The following is a 25337-nucleotide window of genomic DNA, read 5'->3' on the forward strand; positions in this document are numbered from 1 at the left end:
GTTGCACGTGGGCGGACCGCGCTGTCCGACGGGTCAATCGTAGTCAGCCCCGGTCACGCGACCGGCAGGGCGCGGTCGGATGCGGTCGGGGGCCGTGCGGTGTCGTCGCTTACTGCAATACTGACGACACCGTAGGTTACGGCCGTGTGGTCGGCCCGGCCGTCCGTGACCGCGCCCTGGATTCCCACGCGGCCTCCCCCCTCAAACCTCTCCGACCGCCCATCCCATTCCTTGAGATCCGCAACCGGACATCGTCCGGCGACGCTCCACCCGAGGACGTTCATGAGCTCTTCCCCTGATCTGGTGCCACCCCTCCCGCCCGGCCAGCCCCTGCACGAACCGGACACCCCGCCCGCCGCCACGCTGGGTGGCGAACAGCGCAGCTCGGTCGAGCAGGTGGCGCTGCTCCTGTTCATCGTCGTGCCCTTCCTCGCGCTGGTGGCGGCGGTGCCGCTGGCCTGGGGGTGGGGGGTGAGCTGGGTGGACCTGGCGCTGATGACCGTCTTCTACTTCATCGGCTGCCACGGCATCACGATCGGGTTCCACCGCTACTTCACGCACGGCGCGTTCAAGGCAAAGCGGCCCATGCGGATCGCGCTCGCGATCGCCGGGTCCGTGGCGGTGGAGGGGCCGCTCGTCCGCTGGGTCGCGGACCACCGCAAGCACCACAAGCACTCGGACGCGGAGGGCGACCCGCACTCGCCCTGGCGCTACGGCGAGACGCTGCCCGCCCTGCTCAAGGGGCTGTGGTGGGCGCACATGGCGTGGATGTTCGACACCGAGCACACGAACCAGCAGAAGTACGCGCCCGACCTGATCAAGGACGCGGACATCCGGCGGATCTCGCGGCAGTTCGTGCTGTGGACGGTGGTGTCGGTGGCGACCCCCGCCGTGCTCGGCGCGCTGCTCACGTGGTCGTGGCAGGGGGCGGTGACGGCGTTCTTCTGGGCGTCGCTGGTGCGCATCGCGCTGCTGCACCACGTCACGTGGTCGATCAACTCGATCTGCCACGCGGTGGGCAAGCGCCCGTTCAAGTCGCGTGACCGCTCGGGGAACGTGTGGTGGCTGGCGATCCTGTCGTGCGGCGAGTCCTGGCACAACCTGCACCACGCGGACCCCACCTGCGCACGGCACGGCGTGGACCGCTGGCAGTTCGACTCCAGCGCGCGGCTGATCCGCTGGTTCGAGAAGGCGGGCTGGGTCTACGACGTCCGCTGGCCGAAGGCGGAACGTATCGACGCGAAGCGCCACAAGCCGGACATGGATGAGGCCGAAGCGGAACAAAACCGGAAGGAGACGACCACAGCCCACGCGGCATGATGGAGAGCGTGGCGACCGACAACAGCATCAGAGACGACGGCAAGGACCGGCCCGCCCGCCCCGCGAGGCGGGCGCGTCGGCGCATGACCGGCACGGAACGCCGGGAGCAACTGCTGGACATCGGGCGCACGCTCTTCGCCGAGCGCGGCTTCGACGGCACGTCGGTGGAGGAGATCGCGGCGAAGGCCGGGGTCTCCAAGCCCGTCGTGTACGAGCACTTCGGCGGCAAGGAAGGGCTGTACGCGGTCGTCGTGGACCGCGAGATGTCCCGGCTGCTGGAGATGGTGACGGGCGCGCTGACCGCGGGGCACCCGCGTGAGCTGCTGGAACAGGCGGCGTTCGCGCTGCTCGACTACATCGAGCAGTCCACCGACGGGTTCCACATCCTCGTGCGCGACTCGCCGGTGGCGCAGGCGACCGGCACGTTCGCGTCGCTCATCGGCGACATCGCCACCCGCGTCGAGGACATCCTCGGACACGAGTTCAAGAGCCGCGGCTTCGACGCGAAGCTGGCGCCGATGTACGCGCAGGCGCTCGTCGGGATGGTGGCGCTGACGGGGCAGTGGTGGCTGAACGTGCGCCGCCCGAAGAAGGGCGAGGTCGCCGCGCACCTGGTGAACCTGGCCTGGCACGGCCTTCAGGGGCTGGAGCACGACCCGAGGCTCATGGGCCGCCGCCGGGCGTGACGTACGCCGGGCCCCGACGCGAGCCCGGCGCGGGCACGAGCGCGGCACAGACACGAGCGACCCCCTCCCCGGGGTGGTGTGGGGAGGGGGTCGCCGCTTGCGGAGCACCGGTCAGAAGGCCGAAGAAGCCGGGTCCGCGGGGCCTCAGTGGCGCGAGACGCCGTTCTCCGACAGGACCGACAGGTCCGACAGGAGGTGCGACAGCGGCGCGTCGCCCTGGACCTGGGTGGAGTTGTCGGAGCAGGTCTGGAACGCCTTGTTGTTCAGGAGGTCCTGAACACCGACGTTGACGAGCGCCACCAGGCTCTGGGCCTCGATCTGCGGAACGGCGATGCAGGGCTTGTTCAGCGAGCCGTTGATCAGGCCGATGTTGGGGCTCATGTAGCCACCGGTGGTGGTGTTGCCGTAAGCCTGCCCGGCGCCGTTGCCGTTGACCGTCTGCGGGCCGTTCGCGTCGCCGCCGATGGCCATGGCCGGGGAGGCCACGGCACCGGCCACGCCGAGGGCGGAGGCCGCGACGGCAACCGTGGCAAGCGTCTTCTTGATCACTGGCTTGTCCTTCCGAATGACGGGGTGCCCTGTTCTTGGAGCGACCTGAACAACGCGTACGGAGGGATTCGGTTGCCGCCGTTCACCCGTTCCGACCAATCCCGGGGCTCTTTCAGCCGCTCGTTGACCTGCTGTCATACCGGGATGACCGCCTCACGCCCGTGGGGGAACCGCCCGCTCAGAGCCGCAGGGCGACGGCGAAGATCCGCCGGAACGGGAGGACGGTGCCGTGCGGCCCCGCCGGGTAGGCGGCGCGCAGGGCGTCGCGGTACGCGGCGAGGAAGGCGTCGTGCGCCTCGCGGTCGTCGTCCAGCGCGGTGAGGACGGGGCGCAGGCCGGTGCCCTTCACCCAGTCGAGGACCGGGTCGTCGCCCGGCAGGACGTGGAGATAGGTGGTCTCCCAGGCGTCCACGGCGCAGCCGAGGCGGGTCAGCGCGTCCAGGTAGGTGGTGGCGGGGTGCGAGGCGCCCTGATGGCGCAGGACGTCGCCGAGGCGGTCGCGCCAGCGGGGGCTTTCGCACAGCTCGCGCAGGAGGACGTGGCTCGGCGCGTCGAAGTTGCCGGGGACCTGGAAGGCGAGGACGCCGTGGGGGGCGAGCCCGTCGATCCAGTCGGGGAACAGGTCGAGGTGGCCGGGGACCCACTGGAGGGCCGCGTTGGAGAGGATCAGGTCGAACGGCTCCTCGGGCCGCCAGGTGGCGAGGTCGGCCTGCGCGAAATCGAGCGTGCCGCCACCGGTGAGCGCCCCGGCGTGGTGGCGGGCCTCGGCGAGCATGGCGGGCGAGTTGTCGTAGCCGGTGATGCGGGCGGCGGGGAGGTGGTCCGCGACGACGAGGCTCGGCTTGCCGGGGCCGCAGCCGAGGTCGGCGACGCGCGGGGTCTGCCCGTCGGCGGGGCGCGGCGGGGGGACGCGGGCGAGGAGCTCGTGGAGCGGGCGGGTGCGGTGGCCGCTGTGGCGCTGGTACTGGGTGGGGTCCCAGGTGGCCGGGGCAGGGGGGCGAGGCGTCATGGGCGCATGCTGCCCCCTTCATTTCTCGACGTCAAGAAACTTGATGTGATGAGACTCCATGTCGTGAGACTTCATATCGACACAACAACTAGACTGTGCGCATGGAGGACGAGGTGGACCGGCTGGTGGCGGCCTGGCGGCGCGAGCGCCCCGACCTGGACGTCGAGCCGCTGGAGGTGCTCAGCCGCGTCAGCAGGCTGGCCAGGCACCTGGACCGCGCGCGGCGGCTGGCGTTCGCCGAGCGCGACCTCGAACCGTGGGAGTTCGACGTGCTCACCGCGCTGCGCCGCGCGGGCGACCCCTACCAGCTCTCCCCCGGCCAGCTGCTGACCCAGACCCTGGTCACCTCGGGCACCATGACCAACCGCATCGACCGCCTCGCGAAGAAGGGGCTCGTCGAGCGGCTGCCCGACCCGAGCGACCGGCGCGGCGTCCTCGTGCGGCTGACCGGCGCCGGACAGCGCCAGGCCGACGAGGCGCTGGCCCGGCTGCTGGAGCAGGAACGCGCCCTCCTCGGCGACCTGACCGCGGGGCAGCGGCGCGAGCTCGCCGCGCTGCTGCGCGTCCTGACCGCGCCGTTCGACAACATCCCGATCTGAGCGCGCCCCCGGCGGCGCCCGGCTACAGGCCGACGTCGCGCCTGGCCAGGTCCGCCAGCGACTCACGCCGCACCAGCAGCCGCGCGCGCCCGTCCGCCACCGCCACGACGGGCGGGCGCCCGACCATGTTGTAGGCGGACGCCATGGACAGGTGGTACGCCCCCGCGACCGGCAGCGCCAGCAGGTCGCCCGGCCGGATGTCGCCCGGCAGCGGCACGTCGCGGGCCAGCACGTCCCCCGCCTCGCAGTGACGGCCGACGACCGTGACCGGCCGGGGGCCGCTCTCCGGGCGGCGGCCGATGAGCCGGGGCGCGTACCGCTCCCCGTACAGCGCGGGCCGCGGGTTGTCGCTCATGCCGCCGTCCACGGCCACGTACGTCCGCTCGCCGGGGCCGCGCTTGACCGTCACCACCCGGTAGAGCGCCACCCCCGCCGGGCCCGTCACGGCGCGGCCCGGCTCGATCGCCAGGCGCGGCGCGGGCAGCCCGTTCGCGGCGCAGCTCTCCATGAGTTCGGCGCGCATGCGCGGCGCCAGGGCGCGGACGTCCAGCTCCTCGTCCCCGGGGCGGTAGGCGACGCCGTGGCCGCCGCCGAGGTTCAGCTCGGGCAGGACGGCGCCGTACTGGTCGCGCACCCGGGCGAGCAGCCCGACGAGGCGGCGGACCGCCGACAGGTAGGGCTTCGGCGACGTGATCTGCGAGCCCAGGTGGCAGTGCAGCCCGACGAGTTCGAGACGCGGCTGCGCGAGGACGCGCCCGACGGCGTGCTGCGCCGAGCCGTCGGGCAGCGCGAGGCCGAACTTCTGGTCGAGGGTGCCCGTGCGGACCTTCTCGTGCCCCCCGGCCGCGATGCCGGGGGCCACCCGCAGCAGCACCTTCTGTCGGGACCCGCGCGGGACCTGCGCCGCGAGCCGCACGATCTCGGACGTGCTGTCGATGACGATCCGGCCGACGCCCAGGCGCAGCGCGGCGCGCAGGTCGTCCGGGCTCTTCGCGTTGCCGTGCAGCACCATCCGCTCCGCAGGGAATCCGGCGGCGGCGGCCAGCTCCAGCTCACCGGCCGAGCAGACGTCGAGGCCGAGTCCCTCCTCCTCGATCCAGTGGACGAGGGCGCGGCACAGGAACGCCTTGGCCGCGTAGTACACGTCGGTGTCGGGGAAGGCCGCGCGGTAGGCGCGGCTCCGGTGCCTGACCTCCGCCTCGTCGAGGACGTACGTGGGCGTGCCGTGCCGGTCGGCCAGCTCGGCGAGCCTGACGCCGCCGACGAGCATGTCCCCGCCGTCCGCCGCGAACTGCGCGGAGCGCGGCCAGACGGCCAGGTCGGGGACGCGGAGCGGGCCCGCGGACCTCGCCTGCGCGGGGACGCGCGGGGTGGCCGGGGGGAGCTGCGAGCGGGGCGGGGTGTCGGACTGCGGGCCGGACTGCGGGCCTGAACGAGGGCTGGTGCGGGTCTGTGTGGTCATGCGGGGTGCCTTCCCGTCACGCGGCGGTGAGCGCCCGGCGCGGCGTACGGTCGGCGGCCGGGGCGACGAGCTGCGGGTCAAGGGTGAGTGCGACGGCGCCGAGCGGCGCGGTGAGCGCGCGCAGCGCGGGTTCCGACAGGCGGACCCACTGCTGCCAGGGGCCGAGGACGGCGACCAGCCGGTCCTGGGTGGTGAAGGCGACCGCGGTGCGGGCGCCGAGGGAGTCACGGAACAGGCGGACCGTGACCCCTGCCGGGCCCGGCCGGACGGGTACGTGCAGTGGTCCGGCCGGGCCCCCGTCGCAGGGGTCCGCCTCCTCCGGGTCCCCGGCCGCTTCGCCGGGGGACGTGCGGTGGGTCATGGTGCGCTCCCAGGTTCCGTCACGGACGGCCGGTGCCGCCGTGCTGCGGTACTGCCGGTGCTCGCCGTCGTCGGCGACGGCGCGAAAGCGACGTTATGCGGCGTTCCGGGGTGACGGCCGGGCGCTGACGATGCCCTGACGCGCGGCGCGCGGCCGTTGACGCGACCGCTACTCGCGCGCGGCTGCGGCCTGTTCGGCGCGGGCGCGCGGGCGGGATCGGGCGGACACGGACGTGTCCGTGCGCGGGAGGGGCCTCGTGCTCATGCGGAACTCCTCTGGGGCACGACGAAAGGCCACGGCGGGCCGGGTGCGGATGGAGTCGGCAGAGGGCGGTCAAGGGGCGTCCCGGCCCCTCCCCTGTCGTGACCAGTGTCCCGCCCGCCGGGGAGCGCCGGGAAGAGGGTGTTCACGCCAAAACGGACACCCACCGCGCGCCGGGCGCGAGGGCCGTCGTCCGCCGGGCACCTCGTGCGCGACGGCGGCGCCCGGCGGGGTCAGAGGTCGTAGACGGCGGTGACGGGGGCGTGGTCCGACCAGCGCTCGGCGTGGGTCGCGGCGCGTTCGACGTACGCCTTGACGCAGCGGGCGGCGAGGCCGGGCGTCGCGACATGGAGGTCGATGCGCCAGCCCGTGTCGCGGTCGAACGCCCCGCCCCGGTAGGACCACCAGCTGTACGGGCCGTCCTGACCCGGGTGCTGCGCGCGGACCACGTCCGTCCAGCCGCCGTCGTCCGGCGTCAGGACGCGGGTGAGCCAGGCGCGCTCCTCGGGGAGGAAGCCCGACCTGTCGCGGTTGGCACGCCAGTTCTTCAGGTCGGCCTCGCGGTGCGCGATGTTCCAGTCGCCGCAGACCAGCGCCTCGCGGCCCCCGGCGGCGGCGCGGGCGCGCAGGCCCGTGAGATAGGGCAGGAAGGCCGCCATGAAGCGTTCCTTCTCGGCCTGCCGCTCCGTGCCGACCTCGCCCGACGGCAGGTAGAGGCTGGCCACGGTCACGCCCGGCAGGTCCACCTCGACGTAGCGGCCCGACAGGGCGAACTCGGGGGCGCCGAAGCCGATCCTGACCGCCTCGGGCTCGCGGCGGGTGAGCAGGGCGACGCCCGCGCGGCCCTTCGCCTGCGCCGGGGCCCAGACGGCGTGCCACCCGTCGGGGGCGCGGACGGCCTCGGGCAGCTGCTCCTCCAGGGCGCGTACCTCCTGGAGGCAGACCACGTCCGCGTCGGTGGCGTCCAGCCACGCGCGGTAGCCCTTCCCGGCCGCGGCGCGCAGGCCGTTCACGTTCGCGGTCGTCACGGTGAACATGCCGTGAGCCTACGCCGGGGCGGGGGGACGGCGGTGGGGACGTGTCGCGTCCCACACCAGGGCGACCTCCTCGAAATTTGCTGTTCACAACACCAGGTCAGCCGCGGGACCTTCCGGCCCTCGTCACGTGATCCGGCTTATGGGCAGGCCACTTGGCGAGTAGGCTGCGCGGATCACCGTGGCATCGCACTTTGCGGGGGCGACATGGACGAGAAGACACCTGCCGATTTCGGGAGGGCCGACGTCGAACGGGGCGGCTGGGCCCCGTGGACGGACAGCGCGGCCTTCGCCGACGAACTGGACGTCGAGGACATGGGCGACACGGCCGCGGCCTACCTGCGGGCCGCCACCGAGGTCTCGACCGTGGGCGACCTCTCCCGCAGGGCCACGGAGCTGTCGGCCGACGCCGGTGCCCTCGACGGCGACGCCCTCGTGGACGCCGAGGGCCGCATCGAGGTGACGGAACGCGACCTGGGCGAGGGCGAGGTGCAGGAGACCGTCAGGCTCCTCGTCCGGTCCATGAACCTGGCCGTGAGCACCGAGGAGGAGGTCCGCGCCCTCGTCCACGGCCCCGGCGCGCTCGACGAGCGCTTCGAGGAGCACCTCGCCGGGGTGCGTGACGAGTACCACGCGGCGCAGGCCGCGGTGGCGGCCCTCAACGCCGAGGTGCCGCAGGGGGACGAGCAGCCGCCGGTCTGGGAACTCACCGTGCGCGGCGACACGTTCCGCGTCGAGGCGCCGGGCGGCGTCTACCGGCTCGGGGAGGACGTCGTCGCGGGCATCAGGCAGCGCCACCTGGACGCGGCGCGGGCGGACGCCACGGACACCGGCCTCGACATCCGGGAGGCCGTCGAGGTGTACCGGCGGGAACTCATCGGCATGTCGGCCGAGCTGGACCCGTACGGCTTCGACCTCACCGGCGGACCGCTCGGGCTGTGGACCACACCCGAGATGGCGGCCTGGTCCGCGCGCGGGCTGCTCGGCGAGTTCATCGACGGCGGGGGGAGGCCCGACACGGAGAAGCTGCTCTACTTCAGCGAGGGCCTCGACGCGCTCGTGCGGTCGGTGTTCGGCACGAACGGCGACCCCGGCGCCGCCGCGCGGGACATGACCGAGGAGGAACGCGCCTTCCTCGTCGCCTTCTTCCGCGCCCTGGACGAGGAACCCACTGGCGGCCGGGCCGACATCCTCTCGGGCCTCGGCGGCGACCAGCCGCTGCTGGAGGACCCGGGGGACCAGGGGCGGCACACCGCGACGCTCCAGCGGCTGGCCGACGGGGTGTCCCTGTTGCTGAACCCGCAGCTCGGCGGCATCGACCCGCGTGACCCGGCGAACGCGGACGACGTGCCGCTCGCCGTACGCCGCTTCGTCTACGACGAACCCGCGGTCGCGTGGGCCAGGGAGCCGGTCACCGAGTCCGAGGTGGACGCCCGCTGGGGCGACCTGAACGACCTGAACGGCTTCGGCGGCCTCATGGCGACCGCGAGCGTCGGCCCCGGCGAGCACTTCGGCCGTGACCTGGCCGGGGCGGCGACGCGCGTCCAGACGCAACTGAACGACTTCTCCTTCGACTTCGGGAAGCACAACCTGCCGCCGATCGAGGTGACGGGCCCCGACGGCATGCTCCGCGCGGTCTCCGAGAGCGGCGAGGTGTCCGCCGGGCTGCTCGCCGACCGTGGCTTCCGGGACAGCGTGCTCGACCTGCCCTGGGCGGACGGCGCGGGCCCGGCGCTGCTGATCGAGAACGGCACGGCGGTCCCGGCCGGGGTGGAGCCCGGCAGCGCCGAGGCGCGGCCGTACGAGCGGGCGGCGGGGCATGTCGCGGCGGGCGCCGAGTACCTGTTCCCCGAGGCGGGCGAGGGAGCCCGCGTGTCGGCCGCCGACCGGCGGATCGAGCTGGCGCTCGCCGACCTGCGGGGCGACGGCGACGCGCCGTAGAGCGTCGGCGGACGGCGGACGGCGGGTTCACAGGGGGAGCCGGGGGCTGGGCCGCCGGCTCGTGGAGCCACCGACCTGTCGCCGGGCGACACGGCCGCGGCGGAGTGGGGCGCGGGCAGCTCCGGCCTGTCGGCGGCGGTCGTGCGGGGTGGAGGGGGCGTGCGGGTGCGCGACGTACCCGTACGTCTCGTCGGGAAGTACGCGCGTCACGACGGGCGGGTGGGGCGGTGGGCGCACGCGCCGCCCTCCCCGTGGGCCGTTCGCACGGCGTGTGCGGCGGCGTGGCGACAGGTTCGTACCATGGCCGCATGACCATAGTGACCGCCCGGTTCGACGACCCCGACGCGCGCATGCTGGACGATCTGGTGCAGGCGGAGTACGCCGAGCGGTACGACGGCGAGGGCGACGTGACGCCGCTCGACGCGGAGATGTTCGTGCCGCCGCGCGGCCTGTACCTGCTGGTCTACGACGACGCGGGCCGTCCGGTGGGCACCGGCGCCTGGCGCGCCCACGAGGACGTCGAGGAGGGCTACGCCCCCGGGGACGCCGAAGTAAAACGGATGTTCGTTCTTCGGGAGGCCCGGGGGCGCGGCCTGGCCAGGAAGGTGCTCGCGCGGCTGGAGGACGAGGCGCGGGCCGCCGGGCGGACGCGGCTCGTCCTGGAGACGGGGACGCGGCAGCCCGAGGCGATCGGGCTCTACCGCAGCAGCGGCTTCACCGAACTGCCCGCGGAGGCGGGCTTCGGCGTCTACCGCGGCACGCCGCTGAGCGTCTTCTTCGCCAAGTCGCTCCTGGCCTGACGCCGGGCGCCGAGCAGGATCGCCCCCACGCCGAGCGCGGTCCACACGGCCAGCACGGCGACCGGCGCGGCGGCCCCGCCCCCGTCGAAGAACGCCACCGAGCGCAGCAGCGTCGCCCCGGCGCCCGTCGGCAGGAACTGCCCGAGCGTCGCGGCCGGATCGGGCAGCATCTCGGGGGCTGCCCCGGCGCCCGACCACGGGTTGCCGAGCAGCATCACGACGAGCGCGCCGAGCCCGATACCGGCCTTGCCGACGAGGGCGGCGATGCCCGCGACGGTGGCGCCGCCCGCGGCGACCGTCAGGGCGAGCACCCCGGCGACCGTGAACCAGGGGCCCTCCAGCACGCCGAGCCAGCTGTGGGCGAGCACGGCGCCCACCCCGCCGAGGAGGACGGCGGAACCGGCGAGCGCCACCAGGGCACGCGCGCCGCGCAACCGGCCGAGGGTGACGAGCGCGCCGCCCGCGATGCCCGCGAGGGCGAGCGGGAGGACGCTGGCGGTGAACGCGCTGCCGCGCGGGTCGCCCTCGGGCGCGGGCACGACGTCGGTGACCGTGACCTCGGTGCCTGGCGGCGCCTGCTCCTGGGCGGCCTGGGTGAGGAGCTGGGCCACGACGGGGCCGCCCGCCGTGGCGGTGAGGACCTCGGTGCCGCCCGCGGGGTCGCCCGACAGCACGAAGGCGCCGTAGACGTCGCGGTCCTGCACGGCGTCGCGGGCCGCGTCCTCGTCCGGGTAGACGTGGACGTCGAACGCGCCGTCCGTGGCGCGTAGGGCGTCCGCGACCTGGCTCGTCGCCGCGGGCGGACCGGCGACACCCACCGGAAGATCGTTCGGCGCGGTGCGCGCCGCAGGCCAGGCGAAGGCCCAGAGGGCGAAGGCCACGAACACCGGGAGCCCCACGACGACCGCGATGAGCGCGCGGCGGGACAGGGTGGGGTGGGGTGATGCGGGCACAGCTGCCTCCCCAAAAAGAAGGATCGTTCGTTTTTCTTGCGAGCCCCACCGTGCGGCACGCCTCCCGGGCTTGTCAAGAAACGAACGTTCGTTTTACTATCCGCCCATGCCCCGCGTATCCGCCGCACACCTTGAGGCCCGCAGGCGTCAGATCCTGGAGGGCGCCGCCCGCTGCTTCGCCCGGGACGGCTTCCACGCGACGTCGATGCAGGACGTCCTGAAGGAGACCGGCCTGTCGGCCGGGGCGGTCTACCGCTACTTCCCCGGCAAGGAGGCGATGATCGTCGATCTCGCCCACAGCGTCCTGCGGGCGGTCGGCGAGGTCTTCGAGGACGCGTCGCTCGCCGAACGCCCGCCCCTGCCCGACGCGATCCTGGCGAACGCCCTGACCCGCGCCACCGAATTGCTCGCCTTCCCGCCCAGCCTGGTCGTCCAGGTCTGGGCCGAGACCGTGCGCAGCCCGGAACTGGCCGAGGTGATGCGCGAGGGGCTCACCGGTCTCGTCGGGCACTGGCAGGTCATCGTGGAGACCTACCAGCGCAACGGCTGGATGCGCGCCGACGTCCCGGCACAGCACGTCGCCAGGACCCTGGCGGCCTGCGCGCAGGGCTATCTGCTCCAGTCGGCCCTCGTCGGCCCCCTCGACACCGACGTCGTCGTGGAGGGGCTGCGCGGCATCATGTCGATGAACGCCCCGGCCGCGCCCACGGGCTGAGCGGCCGGGCGGTCAGGCGGCCGGGCACCTGGCGCGGCGGTTCAGGCGCGGGCGGGCGCGAAGCGCCAGCGCGTCTGCGCGTACTCACCCTTCCTGAACCCGAACGCCGTCACCGGCGCCACCCGGTAGGCGACCGAGGTGACGCCCTCGTGGCGCAGCGTGCCGTCCGCCACGTCGAAGTGCCACGCGGCGGAGTACTTCGCCTCGAAGGCGTCCGCGATCCGCCGCAGCTCCGCGTCGTCGCGGACGAGGCGCGCGATGCCCTCCACGACGAGGTCGAGCCCGGTGAGCAGCGCGTTCCCGCCGGTGGTCAGGACGCAGTGCGCGTTGGCCGTGAGGTTGTGCGCCTTGCGCTCGTGCGGGCCTGTCGTGAAGTGCAGGGCGTCGTCCAGCCAGACGGTCAGCAGCGGCGTCACATGCGGACGCCCGTCCGGGCGGACGGTGGAGAGCCAGGAGATCTCGGCCGCCGCCAGGAGGGCGCGGGCCTCGGGCCAGGGGGTCGGGGCCGCGCCCGGCGCGCTGTACCTGGCGTCCAGTTCCGTCACCGGCTCGCGCCCGCCCACCGGCCCGTCCCCGCCCACCGGTCCTGCTCCCCGCTCGTCGTCCCGCGCCATGCGCCGACTCCTTCCGTCCGCCGGTCCGCGCCGCCAGGCCCTGCCGGGCCGGACGGCGGGAATGTCCGAAAGGTAGGACCCGCGCGCCGCGCGGAAGTCATCGGTACGGACGTCACCGGTCCGGGCGGGGCACGGCTCCGCCCGTCGGCGCGCGGTCGGTCAGGGCGATGAGGTGGCCCTGCCCCTGGGCGAGGCAGGTCAGCTCCCAGCCGGTGCGGGCCGTCAGCCGTTCCGGCTCGGGCGTCAACCCGTGCTGCGCGGCCAGCTCGGGCGTGTACAGGCGGGCGGTCGCCTCCAGCAACGCCGCGTACGCGTCCACCCCGGCGCGCCCGCGCCGCCAGCCGGTGAGGACCGTCCCGGCCGCGACGAGCAGTCCCGGCCACCACAGCGCGGCGACGGCGAGGTAGAGGACGCCCCAGCCCGCCAGGGTGGCGGCGCGGCTGAACGCCTCGCGGGCCGCGGTCAGCTCGGCCCGCGACGTGTCGGGCAGGATCAGCCACAGCTGGGGCCAGACGCTGGCGAGGTCGAGCGCGTATTCGCGGTCGAGCCTGACCGCGGGCGCGTTGACGCGGTCCGCCATCCAGGTGGGGCGGTCGGGACGTTCCAGGGCTATCGCGTCCCGCCGCGCGCGGGCCGTCGCCAGGTCGGGGCCCGGCGGCGGGGCGACGCCGTCCGCGCGGGCGTCGGCCAGCTCGACGACGCGCGCGTCGTACGCCTCGGCGCGCTCCGTCCAGCGCCGCAGCCGCGCGGCGGTGAGCCGCCGGGGCGCGGAGCCCGGCGTGAGCCACCAGCGTTCGGCGAGGGAGCCGAGGGCCTGGGCGGCGAGCCCGGCGCCCGCGGCGGCGAGCAGGAGGGCCAGCAGGACGAGCGCCGGGCCGCCGGTCCCGTCGAGGCGGGGCGACGCGGCCAAGGCGTCGAGCCGGTCGGCGAGCCGCCCGACGGCGAACGGGTCGGCGTGACCGAGCGTGTCCGCAGCCGCCAGCGCGGCGAGCAGGAGGGCGCCCGGCAGCACCAGCAGCGACAGCCAGCGCTCGGCCAGGTGCTTGCCCAGCTCGGTCAGCAGCCCGCCCATGTCAGAGCCGCTCCCAGCGCAGCGGCGCCCCGGCGAGGTCGCAGGCGGGCGGCCGGGGCTCGGACGCGGTGGGCACCCATCGGCGCGAGCAGCTGTCGGTCGGGCACAGGAAGACGACGGCGGCGGGGCGCGGCGTCATCGGCGCCTGGGCGTACCCGGGGGCGGCGCCGCCGTACGGCCCCGGCGAGCGGTCCGCGCCCCAGTGCCTGGCCGTGTCCACGGCCCCTGGCAGGCCGACGGCGTCACCCGCGCGCCGGAGGGCGGCGTCCAGCGCCTCGACGGCGGCGGCGCGGTCGGCCTGCGTGCCGTCCCGCACGGCGGCCGTCAGGGCGTCGAGCGCGGAGGCGTCCGGCGTGTCCGCCAGCGTCTCGCGGATGTCGTCGAGGTCGGCGCAGGCCTGGGCGACGGAGGCGCGCAGCTCGGCGGCGTCGCCCGGCCGCGGGGCGGGGATATCGCTCACGGTGCAGACCGTACCCGTATCCGTCACCGAGGGACACAGGCCGGGGCGGGCGCGGACGTGCGCGTGGGGCGCGCCCTGAGCGGACGCGCCCCACGGGAGGCGAGGTCAGTGGGACTGGCCGTCGTCGCGGCGCTCGTCCCGCATCTGCTTGGCGCGCTCGCGCGCCTTGCGGGCCTGTTCCTTGCCGCGCTTCAGCGTGTCGTCCGCCTTGCCACGGCCCTCGCCGCGCTCGTCGCGGCCCTCGCCGCGCTTGTCACGGCTCTCGCCGCGCCGCTGGCCGCGGTTCTCGTCCCGCTCGTCCATGGCCTCCTTGGCCCGGTTCTGGAGCTCCTTGGCCTTGTCCCGGAACTGGTCTGAGATGCCCATGCGCTGCACTCCTCCACGGGGGGATACGGTCGGGAGCACCAGCGTCCCACGACGCGACACATGCCGCATTTCCGGCATACGACGCTCACCGGACGGTGCGCGGCGGCAGCGGCGGGCGGCTGCGGTCGGGCACCCCCTCGTAGCCCGGCGGCTCGGCGGCCGGTTTCCGCTCCAGCAGGTCGAGCGCGACCCGCACCGCCGTCTGGAGCACCATCGGGCGCCCCTCGGCCCAGTCGAGCGGGCCGCGCACCGCCTCGATGTCGGGCTCGACGCCGTGGTTCTCGACGCCCCAGCCGTACCCGGCGAACCAGGCGGCGTTCATCGGCACGGTGATGTCCGTCTCGTCGCCGAGGCGGTGGTCGCCGGTGATCCCGACGACGCCGCCCCAGGTGCGGGTGCCGACGACCGGGCCGATCCCCAGCAGCCGGAACGCCGCCGTGATCATGTCGCCGTCCGACGAGGTGGCCTCGTCCGCGACGGCGACGACAGGGCCGCGCGGCGCGTTGGAGGCGTACGAGACGGGCTGCTCGTTGCGCGTCAGGTCCCAGCCGAGGATGGTGCGGGTCAGCTTCTCGACGACCAGCTCGCTGATGTTGCCGCCCGCGTTGCCACGCACGTCCACGATGAGCGCGGGCCGCGCGAACTCCAGGCGCAGGTCCCGGTTGAACTGGGCCCAGCCCGAGCCGCCCATGTCGGGGATGTGCACGTACCCGCAGGCGCCGCCGCTCAGTTCGCGCACGACCTCGCGCCGCCTGACGACCCAGTCCTGGTAGCGCAGCGACCGGTCGTCGATCAGCGGCACGACGGCGATGCGGCGGCGGGCCCCGGGGTTGGCCTCCTCGGCGAACGTCAGCTCCACGCTCGTGCCGCCGGTCCCCGCCAGCAGCGGCCACGGCCCGGTCACCGGATCGACGGGCCGCCCGCCGACGTGCGTGAGCAGCGCGCCCTCGCGCACGCCGGTGCCCGCGAGCGGGGAACGGGCCCGGGAGTCGGACGAGTCGCCGGGCAGGATGCGCTGGAGCTGCCAGGCGCCCTCCTTGGTGCGGCACAGGTTCGCGCCGAGCAGGCCCTGCGCGCGCTGGTAGTGCGGCGGGCCCTCGTCGCGCCGGGCCGGGGTGACGTACGCGTGCGAGGTGCCCAGCTCGCCGACCGTCTCGTACAGCAGGTCGGCGAACTCGTCGGGGCTCGCGACGCGTTCCACCAGCGGCCGGTACTGCGCGAGGACCGCCTCCCAGTCCACGCCCGACATGCCGGGGTCCCAGAAGTGGTCGCGGACGATGCGGCCCGCCTCGTCGAACGACTGGCGCCACTCGGCCCCTGGATCGGCGACGTGCACGATCCGCCGCAGGTCCACGTGGACCGTCGAGTCGCCGTCGCCCGACTCGGTGGCGGGCACGGCGCGCAGGTCGTTGTCCTCGCTGACGACCAGCCGCGAGCCGTCGCCGCTGACGGAGAACCAGTCCACGTCGTCGGTGAGTTCGGTGCGCTTGGCCTTGGCCAGGTCGAAGTGCTCCAGGGTGGGCCTGCCCGAGGTGTGGTCGGGGTTCACGAACGTCTCGCCGAGCGCGCCGGAGATCGGCCAGCGCAGCCACACCAGGCCGCCGCCGGAGACCGGCCGCAGCGAGGAGTACTTCGAGGCGGCGACGGGGAACGGCGTGACGCGGCTGCCGAGCCCTTCGGCCTCGACGTGCACGGTGCCGTCCTCGTTGCCCGTGTCGTCCGGGTCGAGCCCGCCCGCGGCCGGGCGGCCCTCCGGGGTGATCGCGAACGGCGAGCGGGTCGCGGAGGACAGCGGCACCAGGTAGGGGCGGCAGCCGAGGGGGAAGGAGAGGTCACCGGTGTGGACGTCGTAGACCGGGTCGAAGCCGCGCCAGGACAGGAACGCGAGGTAGCGGCCGTCGCTCGTGAAGACGGGCTCCTCGTCCTCGAAGCGGCCGTCGGTCACGTCCAGGACGGTCCGCTCGCCGGGGGCGAGCCGCACGATCTTGATCTGGGTGAGCGTCCGGCCCACGCCGGGCTGGGCCCAGGCGAGCCACTGCGAGTCGGGCGAGAAGGCGAGGTCGCGGACCGGGCCGTTGACGGAGCGGATGACCTCGACGACGCCCTCGGCGACCTCCCCGGCATCGACGCCCACGTCCTCGGCCTCCTCTTCCTCCTCGGTCTCCTCCGTCTCTTCCTCCGTCTCTTCCTCCGCCGACTCCTCGGCCGTCTCCTCCGACTCCTCTTCCTCCGTCTCCGCCGACTCCTCGGCCTCCTCGGGGCCCTCCTCGTCCGACGGCTCCTCCTGCGGCACCCGCACGACCAGCAGCCGCCCGTCGTGGGTCGCCACCGCCATCACCGTGCCGTCGGGGGACGAGACGAACTCCCGCACCCGCCCCAGCTCGCCCCGCGCCACGCGCACCGGGTCACGCCCGCCGCCCGCGCGCGGCAGGTAGGCGATCTCGATCGCGTCCTCCCCCTCGGCGTCCGTGAGGTACGCGACCCGGCCGGTGTCGCCCAGCATCTCGGGCTGCCGCACCCGCACGCCGTCCGTCACCGCCATGGCCCGCGCGGGCCCGTCGCGGTGCGTCAGCCAGTACAGCCCGCCGCGCACGCACACCGCGCTGGCGCGGCCCGTGGTGTCCACGGCGAGGGAGTCCACGTGCGCGGCCGTGTGCACCTGGTACGGGCGGCGGCCGGTGCGCGGGCCGCCGAGGCGCAGCGGCAGCCGCCGCGGCACGGACCCGGGGACCAGCTCGTCCACGGCCCACAGCTCGCCCGCGCACTGGTAGACGACGCGCCGCCCGTCCGTGGACGCGTGCCGGGCGTAGAACGTGTCGTGGTCGGTGTGGCGCCACAGCTCCGAGCCGTCGGGGCGGCAGGAGTAGAGGTTGCCGATCCCCTCGTGGTCGGAGAGGAACGCGATCCGGTCGCCGACGATCATCGGGCTGTCGAGGTGGCCGCCCAGCTCGGCCAGGACGCGGCTGCCGTGGTACCAGAGCTTGCCCATGGCGCCGCCCCGGTAGCGCTTCCACGCCGCCGGTTCGAGCGGCGCCTTGCCGGTGAGCAGCAGCGTGCGACGGTCGCCGCCCGTGCCCGCCACGGCGAGGTCGGCGACGGGCCCCCAGGGGAGCTGGTCGCCGGGACCGCCGCCGACCGGCACGGTGTAGGCCCAGGTGAAGTACGCGAACGGCTGCCCGTGCGACCCGACGGCCAGGACGCGGCTCGCGCCCGAGGCGTCCGGCGGCGTCCAGCCGCAGACCCGGGTGTCGTAGGACGCCCAGTGGGTGAGCTGCCTGACCTGGCCGCCGTCCACGGGCGCCAGGTGGATCTCCGGGTCGTGGGTGCGCCAGCTCGTGAACGCGATGGCGCGTCCGTCGGGAGAGAAGCGGGGAACACCGAGCCGGGTACGATCGACAGTCAGCCGCCAGGCGCGTTCCACCGTGCCGCGGCTCCGGCTCGGCAACGGTGCCAGCCAGAGATCGTCCTCGGCGACGAAGCACAGCAGCTCGCCGTTGACGTGGGGAAAGCGAAGATATCCGTCGGGATCGGACCCACCTGCCCCTGGATCGACGGGGGACGCGGCGGCAAGGTCATGGGCGGATGGCTCGGATGTGTGGCTCACAGGTCCCATGCTTCGGTTCCCCGATTGCACCGGCAAGTCCTTGGACCCGAGCCTTTGTGATTCAAGTCACAATCACAACCGGTGGCTCATCTTCCGGGCACCGGCCGGGCGTCTCGCCGTACGAGTCGTGAACTTCCCGGTTTCACGCTCTTCTCGCCCCATGACACGACACGACATCCGGACAGGAGAACCTGCCCCGTGGCCACGTTCCTGTACAAACTCGGCCGCCTGGCCTTCAGGCGCCGCTGGTTGGTGGGCCTCGCCTGGCTGGCGATTCTCATCGGCATCGGCGCCGGCGCCGCCACCGCCGGTGACGCGCCCGAGGACGAATTCACGCTGCCGGGCACCGAGGCCCAGCAGGCGTTCGACGTGCTGGAGGAGGAGTTCCCGCAGTCGAACGCCGACGCCGTGGAGACGCGGATCGTCTTCCAGGCGCCGGACGGCGGTGACATATCCACCGGCGCCAACCGTTCCGCCGTGGACAGCGTGCTGAACGAGGCGGGGAACGGCGACTTCGTCGTCTCCGTGACCGACCCGTTCGCCGAGGAGGGCGGCTCCGTCAGCCCGGACGGCACCACCGCCTACGCGACGATCGTCTACAGCGACGACCTCCACATGGAGGACGACCTGCCGGACATGCACGAAGCCCTGATGAACACCATGGAGGACGGGCGCGCGCAGGGCATCGACGTCGAGGCGTCGGGCATGATCGCCATGGGCGAGGCCGAGGTCGGCGGCGGTGAGGCGATCGGCATCCTCGTGGCCGCGCTCGTGCTGGTCATCACCTTCGGCTCGATCGTCGCCGCCGGTCTGTCGCTGTTCACCGCGCTGATCGGTGTCGGCGTCGGCACGCTGGGCATCGCCGCCCTGAGCGCCACGCTGGGCCTGTCCGGCACCACCGGCATCCTCGCGACGATGATCGGCCTGGCGGTCGGCATCGACTACGCCCTCTTCATCGTCTCCCGCTACCGCGCGGAGCTGGTCGAGGGGCACAGCCGGGAGGAGGCGGCGGGACGCGCGGTCGGCACGGCCGGTTCCGCCGTGGTCTTCGCGGGTCTGACGGTGATCATCGCGCTGTGCGGCCTGGCGGTCGTGAACGTGCCGCTGCTCACCAAGATGGGCGTCACCGCCGGTGCCGCCGTGGCCCTGGCCGTCCTGATCGCCCTGACGCTGGTGCCCGCCGCGCTCGGCATGGTCGGCAAGCGGATCTTCGGCCGCTCCCACCGCAAGCAGAACCCGGAGACGCACGTCCCCGCCACCCTGTCGCGCAACGGCAAGGAGACCATGGGCGTGCGCTGGGCGCGCGGCGTCCTGCGCCGCCCGGGCCTCGTCCTGGCGGGCTCCGTGCTCGGCCTCGGCGTGCTCGCCCTGCCGGTCGCGGACATGGAGCTCGGCCTGCCGGACGACGGCACGCAGGCTCCCGACACCACGCAGCGCAAGGCGTACGACATGCTGAGCGACGGCTTCGGCGCCGGGTTCAACGGCCCGCTGCTGCTCGTCCTCGAAGGCGGTGACGGCGTGGACCTCCAGGCCGCCGCCGACACGCTGACGGCCGACCTGGAGGGCTACGACGACGTCGTGGCCACCGCGCCCGCGGTGTTCAACGAGGCGGGCAACGTCGGCACGATGACGGTCTTCCCCGAGTCGGGCCCGGCCAGCCAGGAGACCACCGACCTGGTGACCTCCCTGCGCGGCGACTTCGCCGACACGTTCGCCGACCAGACGGGCGCCGAGCTGCTGGTCTCCGGCCAGACGGCCGCGCAGAGCGACTTCTCCACGGTGATGAACGACGCGCTGGTGCCGTACCTCACCCTGGTCGTCGGCCTGGCGTTCATCCTGCTGGTGCTCGTCTTCCGCTCGATCCTGGTGCCGCTGAAGGCGGCGCTCGGCTTCCTGCTGTCCGTCCTGGCGGCGCTCGGCATCGTCGTCGCGGTCTTCCAGTGGGGCTGGGTCGCGAGCCTGATCGGGGTCGAGGAGACCGGCCCGATCATGAGCATGATGCCGATCTTCATGATCGGTGTGATCTTCGGTCTCGCGATGGACTACGAGGTGTTCCTCGTCACCCGCATCCGCGAGGCGCACGTCCACGGCGAGGACGCGCACCAGGCGATCGTCACCGGTTTCCGGCTGAACGCGCGGGTGGTCACCGCCGCCGCGATCATCATGATCAGCGTGTTCGGCGCCTTCGCCGCGGTCTCCGCCGAGGCGATGATCAAGATGATGGGTCTCGGCATGGCGTCCGCCGTCCTGCTGGACGCCTTCGTCGTCCGGATGACGATCGTCCCCGCGCTGATGGGGCTCGTGGGCGAGCGTGCCTGGTGGCTGCCGAAGTGGCTGAACCGGGCGCTGCCCAACGTCGATGTGGAGGGGGAGTCGCTGGAGCGCTACCTCAAGGCGAACGGCAAGGGCCGCGACAGCCTGGAACCGGAACGGGAGACCGAGACCGCGTCCGTGGGCTGAACCGACCCCCGGCCGAAGGGCCGCACCGGGTGTCGTGTGACGGAGCCCGGTCCCGTGACCACCGCGTGAGCGGTGGCGCGGGGCCGGGCTCCGCGGCGTTCCGGGGGGGGTGGGAAGAGGCGCCGGGGGGCGCACGGGAGGACGTTCCGCCCGCTCCCGTTCGACCAGTTGTCACCGACGCGCTCTTGCGAAGCCTTCGCAACAGGGCTCTATGATCGAACGTCGCTCGAAAAGTCCCCTGTTATCCCCACGAGAGTGAGACCGGCATGCATGTCCCCGACGGATTCCTCGACGCCCCGGTGTCGGTGGCGACCGGAGTCGTCGCCGCCGGGGCGGTCGCCGTCTCGCTGCGCGGCGCCCGGCGTGAGCTGGACGAGCGCACCGCTCCCCTGGCCGGGCTGGTCGCCGCGTTCATCTTCGCCGTCCAGATGCTCAACTTCCCCGTCGCGGCGGGCACGAGCGGCCATCTCCTCGGCGGCGCGCTGGCGACCGTCCTGGTGGGCCCGTACACCGCCGTGCTGTGCCTGGCGGTCGTCCTGCTCATGCAGGGCCTGCTGTTCGCCGACGGCGGGCTGACCGCGCTCGGCACCAACATCACGGTCATGGGCGTCGTCACGGCGCTCGTCGCCCTGCTCGTCTTCCACGGCCTGCTGCGCGTCCTGCCGCGCCGGGGCGGGGCACGCGTCCCGGTGGCGGTCGCGACGTTCGCCGCCGCGCTCGTCTCCGTCCCGGCGTCCGCGATCGCCTTCACCGGGCTGTACGCGATCGGCGGCACGGCCGACGTGTCGCTCGGCCGCGTCTTCGCCGCCATGGTCGGCGTGCACGTCCTCATCGGCATAGGCGAGGCCGTCATCACGACGGCGACGGTCGGCGCCGTCCTCGCCGTGCGGCCCGACCTGGTGCGCGCCGCCCGCTCGTTCACGCGCCCTGCGCTCGTGATCCGCGGCGGTTCGGGCGCCGTGACCCCGACGCCCGCGCCCGAACCGGCCGCCGCACCGGCCCGCCCGCTGCGCCCGCTGTGGCTCGGCGGCCTCGGCGTCGCCGTGGTCCTCGCCGCGTTCGTCAGCTTCTACGCCTCGGCCGAGCCGGACGGCCTGGAGCGCGTCGCGACCGACGAGGGCATCGCCGAGGAGGCACGCGCGCACGACCTGGCCGACTCGCCGCTCGCCGACTACGGCGTACGCGACGTGGACAACGCCCGGCTGTCCACCGGCCTCGCCGGGGCCGCCGGGGTCGCGGTGACGCTGGCCGCCGGATCGGCCGTCTTCCTCGCCGTGCGCCGCCGCCCCGGTGGTGCCGACGACGCCACCACGGGCACGTCAGGGCGCCGCGAGACCGTCGCCCCGTGAGCGGTTCCCACGGCCCCGCCGCCCGCCTGTACCGGCCGGGCACCAGCGCCGTGCACCGGCTGCCCGCGCACTGCAAGCTGGTCGCCGTCCTGGCGTTCGTCCTCACCGTGGTCGCCACGCCCCGGGAGGCCGTGTGGGCCTTCGGGGCGTACGCGGCGTTCCTGGCGTGCGTGGCGGCGGTGGCCCGGCTGCCCGCCGGATTCGTGCTGCGCCGCCTCGTCATCGAAGTCCCGTTCGTCGCCTTCGCGTTCCTGCTGCCGTTCATCGCGACGGGGCCGCGCGTCGAGTGGCTCGGGCTGTCCCTGAGCGAGTCGGGGCTGTGGGGCGCCTGGAACATCCTGGCGAAGGGGACCCTGGGCGTCGCCGCGTCCGTGCTGCTCGCCGCGACGACCGAGCTGCGGCAGGTGCTGCTCGGGCTGCAACGGCTGCGCCTGCCACCGCTGCTCGTGCAGATCGCGTCGTTCATGCTGCGCTACGCCGACGTGATCGCGGACGAGCTGACGCGCATGCGGATCGCCCGCGAGTCCCGCGGCTTCACCGCGCGCGGGCCCCGGCACTGGAGCGTCCTCGCGAAGACGGCCGGGGCGCTGTTCATCCGCTGCTACGAGCGGGGCGAGCGCGTCCATCTCGCCATGCTCAGCCGGGGGTACGACGGCGGCATGCCCGTCATCGACCGGCTCACGGCGGGCGGCGCCCAGTGGGCGCGGGCGGCGGCACTCCCCGTGCCCGCGCTCGTGGTGTGTGTGCTGGGATGGACCCTGTGACCCGCCCCGACCCCGCACCGGGCCAGGCCCCGTCCCTCGACGTGTCCGGCCTCGCCTACGCCTACCCCGACGGCCACCAGGCGCTGTTCGGCGTGGACCTGACCGTGGGGCGCGGCGAACGCGTCGCGCTGCTCGGGCCGAACGGCGCGGGCAAGACCACCCTCGTCCTGCACCTGAACGGCATCCTCACGCCGGGCGCGGGCACCGTGCGCGTCGCGGGGACGCCGGTGGTCAAGGACACACTGCCCGAGGTCAGGCGGCGCGTCGGGATCGTCTTCCAGGACCCGGACGACCAGCTGTTCATGCCCACGGTCCGCGAGGACGTCGCCTTCGGCCCGGCCAACGCCGGGCTGCGGGGGCCCGAGCTGGAGCGTTGCGTCTCGCGGGCGCTCGACCGCGTCGGGATGGCCGGGTACGCGGACCGGCCGCCGCACCACCTGTCGTTCGGGCAGCGGCGGCGCGTGGCCGTCGCGACCGTCCTCGCCATGGACCCGGAGATCCTCGTCCTCGACGAGCCCTCGGCCAACCTCGACCCGGCGGCCCGGCGCGAACTGGCCGAGATCCTGCTGTCGCTCGACCTGACCGTGCTGATGGTGACGCACGACCTGCCGTACGCGCTGGAGCTGTGCCCGCGCGCGGTCGTGCTGAGCGAGGGCGTCATCGCCGCGGACGGGCCGACGCCCGACCTGCTGGCGGACGAGGCGCTGCTGCGGGCCCACCGCCTCGAACTGCCCTTCGGCTTCGACCCCAGGACCACCCGCCGCTGACGACCGGCCGCCCCTGACCTGCCGCGCCGCTCAGCCGTCCAGCACCCGCCCGGCGACGGCCCCGAGCCGCCGGGCGAACACCGCGCCCGCGTCCGGCGTGATCGAGGCGAGGGCGACCATGGCCGAGACGATGACGTCGCAGACCTCGTCCTCGACATCGCCCCACGAATGGCTGTGTCCCTTGCGGGGGTTGGTGCCCATCACGCCCTGGACGGCCTCGGCCACCTCGCCCGCCTCCTCCGCGATCTTGTACAGCCGCAGCAGCCGGGACACCTCGGGGGACGTCGGGTCGTGCGCGTCCAGCCACGCGACGAGCCGTCCGACCGTCTCCCAGGGGGTTACCGTGACATTTCCTGATGGTTCGTCCATGCGCCCTCCTGGCGCGGACCCTACCAACGGGAGCACAATGTGGCTTTGTCGATGGGTGAGTCGGGAGGTAACCGTGGTGCGCCGTACGGGATACGCCGCGTTCGTCCTGGTGACCCTGCTCGTCGCGTCGGCCGCCGCGCCCGCCGTGGCGGCGGAACCGGCCGGGTGCGTACCCCGCGTGCGCGCCGACACCGAGGCCGGCGCCGACCGGGTGCTCGACATCGTGGCCGCCGCGCCCGACGAGGCGGCGGCCGACCGCGTCCTCGCCGAGGACGCCTGCCTGGTACGGGCGGGCGGCGCCGTGGGCACGGCCGCCACCGGGCCCGTCGCCGTGGCGGCGCCCGACGTCTACCGGATCGCCACCGTGAACGGCCACGACCGGTGGGTCGCCATCACCGACTGGGACTTCACGACGGTGCCGCCCGCGTACCCGATGGCGGGCGCGCAGGGCGTCGTCACCTGGTTCGACCGGCCCGTCACCGCGATCACGCGCGTGATGCACCGCAGCGGCGTCACCCCGCAGTACCCCAACGTCTCGACCGAGGCGACGGCCTTCGAAGGCCCCTACGGCATCGGCTTCCTGATGGACGCGCAGGTCTCCGCGACCGACACCGACGTCGCGACGGGCCGCTCGGCCCTGGTCTTCGAGGGGACGGGCGCCTGCGGCGGCCTCACGGCGCGCGGCGCGTTCGCCCACACCTGGAACAGCACCGACATCACCGCGCTGACCGTCCCGTCCGCCTCGGGTCCTGTCGTCACCTGGACCGCCACCACGAGCCGCACGCTGGTGAACGGCCCGGCGACCACCGTGAGCGGCGTCTGCGGCTGACCGCCGCGCGTCAGGCGTCGAACAGGGCGCTGACCGACTCGCCGTTGTGGATGCGCCGCATCGCCTCGGCGAGCGCGGGCGCGATCGACAGGACGCGCAGCTTGTCCGTGCGCTCGGCCGCCGGGATGGGCACGGTGTTGGTGCAGACGATCTCCAGCACGTCGGGCTCGGCGCTCAGCCGCCCCAGCGCACCGGCCGAGAACAGGCCGTGCGTGCAGGCGAGCCTGACGGAGCGCGCGTCCAGTTCCCGCAGCTTCCCGAGGAGTTCGACGACGGTGCTGCCCTTCGCGATCTCGTCGTCCAGCACGATGACGTCCCGCCCCGCGACCTCGCCTATGACGGCGCTGATCTGCACCCGGTCGTCGCTGAACCGCTGCTTCGCGCCCGCCGCCACCGGCACCCCGAGCAGCCGGGCGAACGCGGCGGCCTCCTTGGCGTTGCCGAGGTCGGGCGAGACGACGACGGCGTTGCCCAGGTCGTACTGCCGGAAGTGCGCGGCCAGTTCGCGCAGCGCGTGCAGGTGGTCCACGGGGATGCTGAAGAAGCCGTGCACCTGCGGCGAGTGCAGCGTCATCGCGAGGACGCGGCTCGCCCCGGCCGTCACCATCAGGTCGGCGATGAGCCGCCCGCCGATGGAGATGCGTGGGGCGTCCTTCTTGTCGGAGCGCGCGTACGCGTAGTGCGGCAGCACCACGGTCGTACGGGCCGCCGACGCGCCGCGCGCCGCGTCCAGCATGAGCAGCAGCTCGACCAGGTTCTCCTGCACGGGCCGCACCAGCGGCTGGATCAGGTAGACGTCGCGCTCACGGCAGTTGGCCTGCAACTGCGCCTGGAGGCAGTCGTTGGCGAAGCGGTCGATCCTGGTCGGCAGCAGGGGCACGCCCAGGTGGGCGCAGACCTCCGCGGCCAGTTCCGGATGCGCGCTGCCGGTGAAGACGGCGATCTCCCGCATGGTCGTCCGGCCTTTCCTCGCCTGGCGCCGTTACGGCGCCA

At 74.1% G+C, this 25337-nt stretch carries 24 protein-coding genes; 11 read left to right on the forward strand and 13 right to left on the reverse strand.

Annotated elements, in window-relative coordinates; translation table 11 throughout:
* Nucleotides 1–282 precede the first annotated feature (282 nt).
* Nucleotides 283–1320: an acyl-CoA desaturase gene (locus IF27_RS12625; protein ID WP_052849612.1), complete on the forward strand. Its 1038-nt coding sequence runs from the start codon at nucleotides 283–285 to the stop codon at nucleotides 1318–1320.
* Entirely contained in the window at nucleotides 1317–2006 is a 690-nt protein-coding gene (locus tag IF27_RS12630; RefSeq protein ID WP_110945818.1) for a TetR/AcrR family transcriptional regulator, read from the forward strand. The genes IF27_RS12625 and IF27_RS12630 overlap by 4 nt, the downstream gene beginning before the upstream one ends.
* A 144-nt stretch (nucleotides 2007–2150) precedes the next feature.
* Here IF27_RS12630 and IF27_RS12635 read toward each other — a convergent pair whose 3' ends face one another.
* On the reverse strand, nucleotides 2151–2555 hold the full coding sequence (locus tag IF27_RS12635) for a rodlin (RefSeq protein ID WP_052849614.1): 405 nt from the start codon (nucleotides 2553–2555) through the stop codon (nucleotides 2151–2153).
* 178 nt (nucleotides 2556–2733) lie between these two features.
* Nucleotides 2734–3564: a trans-aconitate 2-methyltransferase gene (locus IF27_RS12640; protein ID WP_052849615.1), complete on the reverse strand. Its 831-nt coding sequence runs from the start codon at nucleotides 3562–3564 to the stop codon at nucleotides 2734–2736.
* A 101-nt stretch (nucleotides 3565–3665) separates the two neighbouring features.
* Between IF27_RS12640 and IF27_RS12645 the strand changes: the two genes are divergently transcribed.
* Nucleotides 3666–4163, forward strand: a complete 498-nt coding sequence (locus tag IF27_RS12645; RefSeq protein ID WP_052849616.1) for a MarR family winged helix-turn-helix transcriptional regulator — start codon at nucleotides 3666–3668, stop codon at nucleotides 4161–4163.
* A gap of 22 nt (nucleotides 4164–4185) precedes the next feature.
* Here the strand turns inward: IF27_RS12645 and lysA are convergent, their stop codons facing one another.
* The 3 genes from lysA to IF27_RS12660 form a co-directional block, all read right to left on the reverse strand.
* A complete protein-coding gene (gene lysA / locus IF27_RS12650) occupies nucleotides 4186–5625 on the reverse strand; it encodes a diaminopimelate decarboxylase (RefSeq protein ID WP_110945819.1) in 1440 nt (479 codons plus the stop codon).
* 16 nt (nucleotides 5626–5641) lie between these two features.
* Complete coding sequence (locus tag IF27_RS12655) at nucleotides 5642–5986, reverse strand: SAV_915 family protein (RefSeq protein WP_052849617.1); 345 nt, start codon at nucleotides 5984–5986, stop codon at nucleotides 5642–5644.
* Between the two features lie 494 nt (nucleotides 5987–6480).
* Nucleotides 6481–7284, reverse strand: a complete 804-nt coding sequence (locus IF27_RS12660) for an exodeoxyribonuclease III (protein WP_052849618.1) — start codon at nucleotides 7282–7284, stop codon at nucleotides 6481–6483.
* Nucleotides 7285–7488: 204 nt separating this feature from the next.
* Here IF27_RS12660 and IF27_RS12665 point away from each other — a divergent pair, with 204 nt between their 5' ends.
* A complete protein-coding gene (locus IF27_RS12665; protein ID WP_052849619.1) occupies nucleotides 7489–9222 on the forward strand; it encodes a hypothetical protein in 1734 nt (577 codons plus the stop codon).
* 308 nt (nucleotides 9223–9530) lie between these two features.
* A complete protein-coding gene (locus IF27_RS12670) occupies nucleotides 9531–10022 on the forward strand; it encodes a GNAT family N-acetyltransferase (protein ID WP_052849814.1) in 492 nt (163 codons plus the stop codon).
* Here IF27_RS12670 and IF27_RS12675 read toward each other — a convergent pair.
* Nucleotides 9971–10975: an ABC transporter permease gene (locus IF27_RS12675; RefSeq protein ID WP_223291033.1), complete on the reverse strand. Its 1005-nt coding sequence runs from the start codon at nucleotides 10973–10975 to the stop codon at nucleotides 9971–9973. The genes IF27_RS12670 and IF27_RS12675 overlap by 52 nt on opposite strands.
* 106 nt (nucleotides 10976–11081) lie before the next feature.
* Here IF27_RS12675 and IF27_RS12680 point away from each other — a divergent pair, with 106 nt between their 5' ends.
* On the forward strand, nucleotides 11082–11690 hold the full coding sequence (locus IF27_RS12680) for a TetR/AcrR family transcriptional regulator (RefSeq protein ID WP_052849620.1): 609 nt from the start codon (nucleotides 11082–11084) through the stop codon (nucleotides 11688–11690).
* 41 nt (nucleotides 11691–11731) lie between these two features.
* On the opposite strand, the gene IF27_RS12685 is transcribed toward IF27_RS12680, so the two are convergent.
* The 5 genes from IF27_RS12685 to IF27_RS12705 form a co-directional block, all read right to left on the reverse strand.
* Complete coding sequence (locus IF27_RS12685) at nucleotides 11732–12304, reverse strand: pyridoxamine 5'-phosphate oxidase family protein (protein WP_110945820.1); 573 nt, start codon at nucleotides 12302–12304, stop codon at nucleotides 11732–11734.
* Nucleotides 12305–12416: 112 nt separating this feature from the next.
* Nucleotides 12417–13376, reverse strand: a complete 960-nt coding sequence (locus IF27_RS31015) for a hypothetical protein (protein WP_052849621.1) — start codon at nucleotides 13374–13376, stop codon at nucleotides 12417–12419.
* 1 nt (nucleotide 13377) lies between these two features.
* Nucleotides 13378–13836, reverse strand: coding sequence for a hypothetical protein (locus IF27_RS12695; RefSeq protein WP_052849622.1), 459 nt, complete (start codon nucleotides 13834–13836; stop codon nucleotides 13378–13380).
* Between the two features lie 105 nt (nucleotides 13837–13941).
* Nucleotides 13942–14202, reverse strand: coding sequence for a hypothetical protein (locus IF27_RS12700; RefSeq protein WP_052849623.1), 261 nt, complete (start codon nucleotides 14200–14202; stop codon nucleotides 13942–13944).
* An 85-nt stretch (nucleotides 14203–14287) separates the two neighbouring features.
* Nucleotides 14288–17689, reverse strand: coding sequence for a S41 family peptidase (locus IF27_RS12705; RefSeq protein ID WP_052849817.1), 3402 nt, complete (start codon nucleotides 17687–17689; stop codon nucleotides 14288–14290).
* A 315-nt stretch (nucleotides 17690–18004) separates the two neighbouring features.
* On the opposite strand from IF27_RS12705, the gene IF27_RS12710 reads away from it, so the two are divergent.
* The 4 genes from IF27_RS12710 to IF27_RS12725 all read left to right on the forward strand — a co-directional run bounded on the left by IF27_RS12710 (nucleotide 18005) and on the right by IF27_RS12725 (nucleotide 23146).
* Nucleotides 18005–20266, forward strand: coding sequence for an MMPL family transporter (locus tag IF27_RS12710; RefSeq protein WP_052849624.1), 2262 nt, complete (start codon nucleotides 18005–18007; stop codon nucleotides 20264–20266).
* 266 nt (nucleotides 20267–20532) lie between these two features.
* A complete protein-coding gene (locus IF27_RS12715) occupies nucleotides 20533–21615 on the forward strand; it encodes an energy-coupling factor ABC transporter permease (protein ID WP_052849625.1) in 1083 nt (360 codons plus the stop codon).
* Nucleotides 21612–22379: a cobalt ECF transporter T component CbiQ gene (gene cbiQ, locus IF27_RS12720; RefSeq protein ID WP_052849626.1), complete on the forward strand. Its 768-nt coding sequence runs from the start codon at nucleotides 21612–21614 to the stop codon at nucleotides 22377–22379. Before IF27_RS12715 ends, cbiQ begins: the two co-directional genes overlap by 4 nt.
* A complete protein-coding gene (locus IF27_RS12725) occupies nucleotides 22367–23146 on the forward strand; it encodes an energy-coupling factor ABC transporter ATP-binding protein (protein ID WP_052849627.1) in 780 nt (259 codons plus the stop codon). The genes cbiQ and IF27_RS12725 overlap by 13 nt, the downstream gene beginning before the upstream one ends.
* Before the next feature lie 30 nt (nucleotides 23147–23176).
* On the opposite strand, the gene IF27_RS12730 is transcribed toward IF27_RS12725, so the two are convergent.
* Nucleotides 23177–23515 (reverse strand): MazG-like family protein, encoded by a 339-nt coding sequence (locus tag IF27_RS12730; RefSeq protein ID WP_052849628.1) that lies wholly within the window; start codon nucleotides 23513–23515, stop codon nucleotides 23177–23179.
* A gap of 76 nt (nucleotides 23516–23591) precedes the next feature.
* Between IF27_RS12730 and IF27_RS12735 the strand changes: the two genes are divergently transcribed.
* On the forward strand, nucleotides 23592–24344 hold the full coding sequence (locus IF27_RS12735) for a hypothetical protein (RefSeq protein ID WP_190232924.1): 753 nt from the start codon (nucleotides 23592–23594) through the stop codon (nucleotides 24342–24344).
* A gap of 10 nt (nucleotides 24345–24354) precedes the next feature.
* On the opposite strand, the gene IF27_RS12740 is transcribed toward IF27_RS12735, so the two are convergent.
* On the reverse strand, nucleotides 24355–25296 hold the full coding sequence (locus IF27_RS12740) for a ribose-phosphate diphosphokinase (protein ID WP_052849630.1): 942 nt from the start codon (nucleotides 25294–25296) through the stop codon (nucleotides 24355–24357).
* Nucleotides 25297–25337 lie beyond the last annotated feature (41 nt).

Source organism: Streptomyces avicenniae (genome assembly GCF_000719135.1).
GTDB lineage: Bacteria > Actinomycetota > Actinomycetes > Streptomycetales > Streptomycetaceae > Streptomyces > Streptomyces avicenniae.

What these genes read in the sequence shown, in the direction of transcription:
- IF27_RS12625 (WP_052849612.1), top strand. Translation starts at nt 283, where the DNA reads ATGAGCTCTTCCCCTGATCTGGTGCCACCCCTCCCGCCCGGCCAGCCC.
- IF27_RS12630 (WP_110945818.1), top strand. Translation starts at nt 1,317, where the DNA reads ATGATGGAGAGCGTGGCGACCGACAACAGCATCAGAGACGACGGCAAG.
- IF27_RS12640 (WP_052849615.1), bottom strand. Translation starts at nt 3,564, where the DNA reads ATGACGCCTCGCCCCCCTGCCCCGGCCACCTGGGACCCCACCCAGTAC.
- IF27_RS12645 (WP_052849616.1), top strand. Translation starts at nt 3,666, where the DNA reads ATGGAGGACGAGGTGGACCGGCTGGTGGCGGCCTGGCGGCGCGAGCGC.
- lysA (WP_110945819.1), bottom strand. Translation starts at nt 5,625, where the DNA reads ATGACCACACAGACCCGCACCAGCCCTCGTTCAGGCCCGCAGTCCGGC.
- IF27_RS12655 (WP_052849617.1), bottom strand. Translation starts at nt 5,986, where the DNA reads ATGACCCACCGCACGTCCCCCGGCGAAGCGGCCGGGGACCCGGAGGAG.
- IF27_RS12660 (WP_052849618.1), bottom strand. Translation starts at nt 7,284, where the DNA reads ATGTTCACCGTGACGACCGCGAACGTGAACGGCCTGCGCGCCGCGGCC.
- IF27_RS12665 (WP_052849619.1), top strand. Translation starts at nt 7,489, where the DNA reads ATGGACGAGAAGACACCTGCCGATTTCGGGAGGGCCGACGTCGAACGG.
- IF27_RS12670 (WP_052849814.1), top strand. Translation starts at nt 9,531, where the DNA reads ATGACCATAGTGACCGCCCGGTTCGACGACCCCGACGCGCGCATGCTG.
- IF27_RS12680 (WP_052849620.1), top strand. Translation starts at nt 11,082, where the DNA reads ATGCCCCGCGTATCCGCCGCACACCTTGAGGCCCGCAGGCGTCAGATC.
- IF27_RS12685 (WP_110945820.1), bottom strand. Translation starts at nt 12,304, where the DNA reads ATGGCGCGGGACGACGAGCGGGGAGCAGGACCGGTGGGCGGGGACGGG.
- IF27_RS31015 (WP_052849621.1), bottom strand. Translation starts at nt 13,376, where the DNA reads ATGGGCGGGCTGCTGACCGAGCTGGGCAAGCACCTGGCCGAGCGCTGG.
- IF27_RS12700 (WP_052849623.1), bottom strand. Translation starts at nt 14,202, where the DNA reads ATGGGCATCTCAGACCAGTTCCGGGACAAGGCCAAGGAGCTCCAGAAC.
- IF27_RS12715 (WP_052849625.1), top strand. Translation starts at nt 20,533, where the DNA reads ATGCATGTCCCCGACGGATTCCTCGACGCCCCGGTGTCGGTGGCGACC.
- IF27_RS12725 (WP_052849627.1), top strand. Translation starts at nt 22,367, where the DNA reads ATGGACCCTGTGACCCGCCCCGACCCCGCACCGGGCCAGGCCCCGTCC.
- IF27_RS12730 (WP_052849628.1), bottom strand. Translation starts at nt 23,515, where the DNA reads ATGGACGAACCATCAGGAAATGTCACGGTAACCCCCTGGGAGACGGTC.
- IF27_RS12740 (WP_052849630.1), bottom strand. Translation starts at nt 25,296, where the DNA reads ATGCGGGAGATCGCCGTCTTCACCGGCAGCGCGCATCCGGAACTGGCC.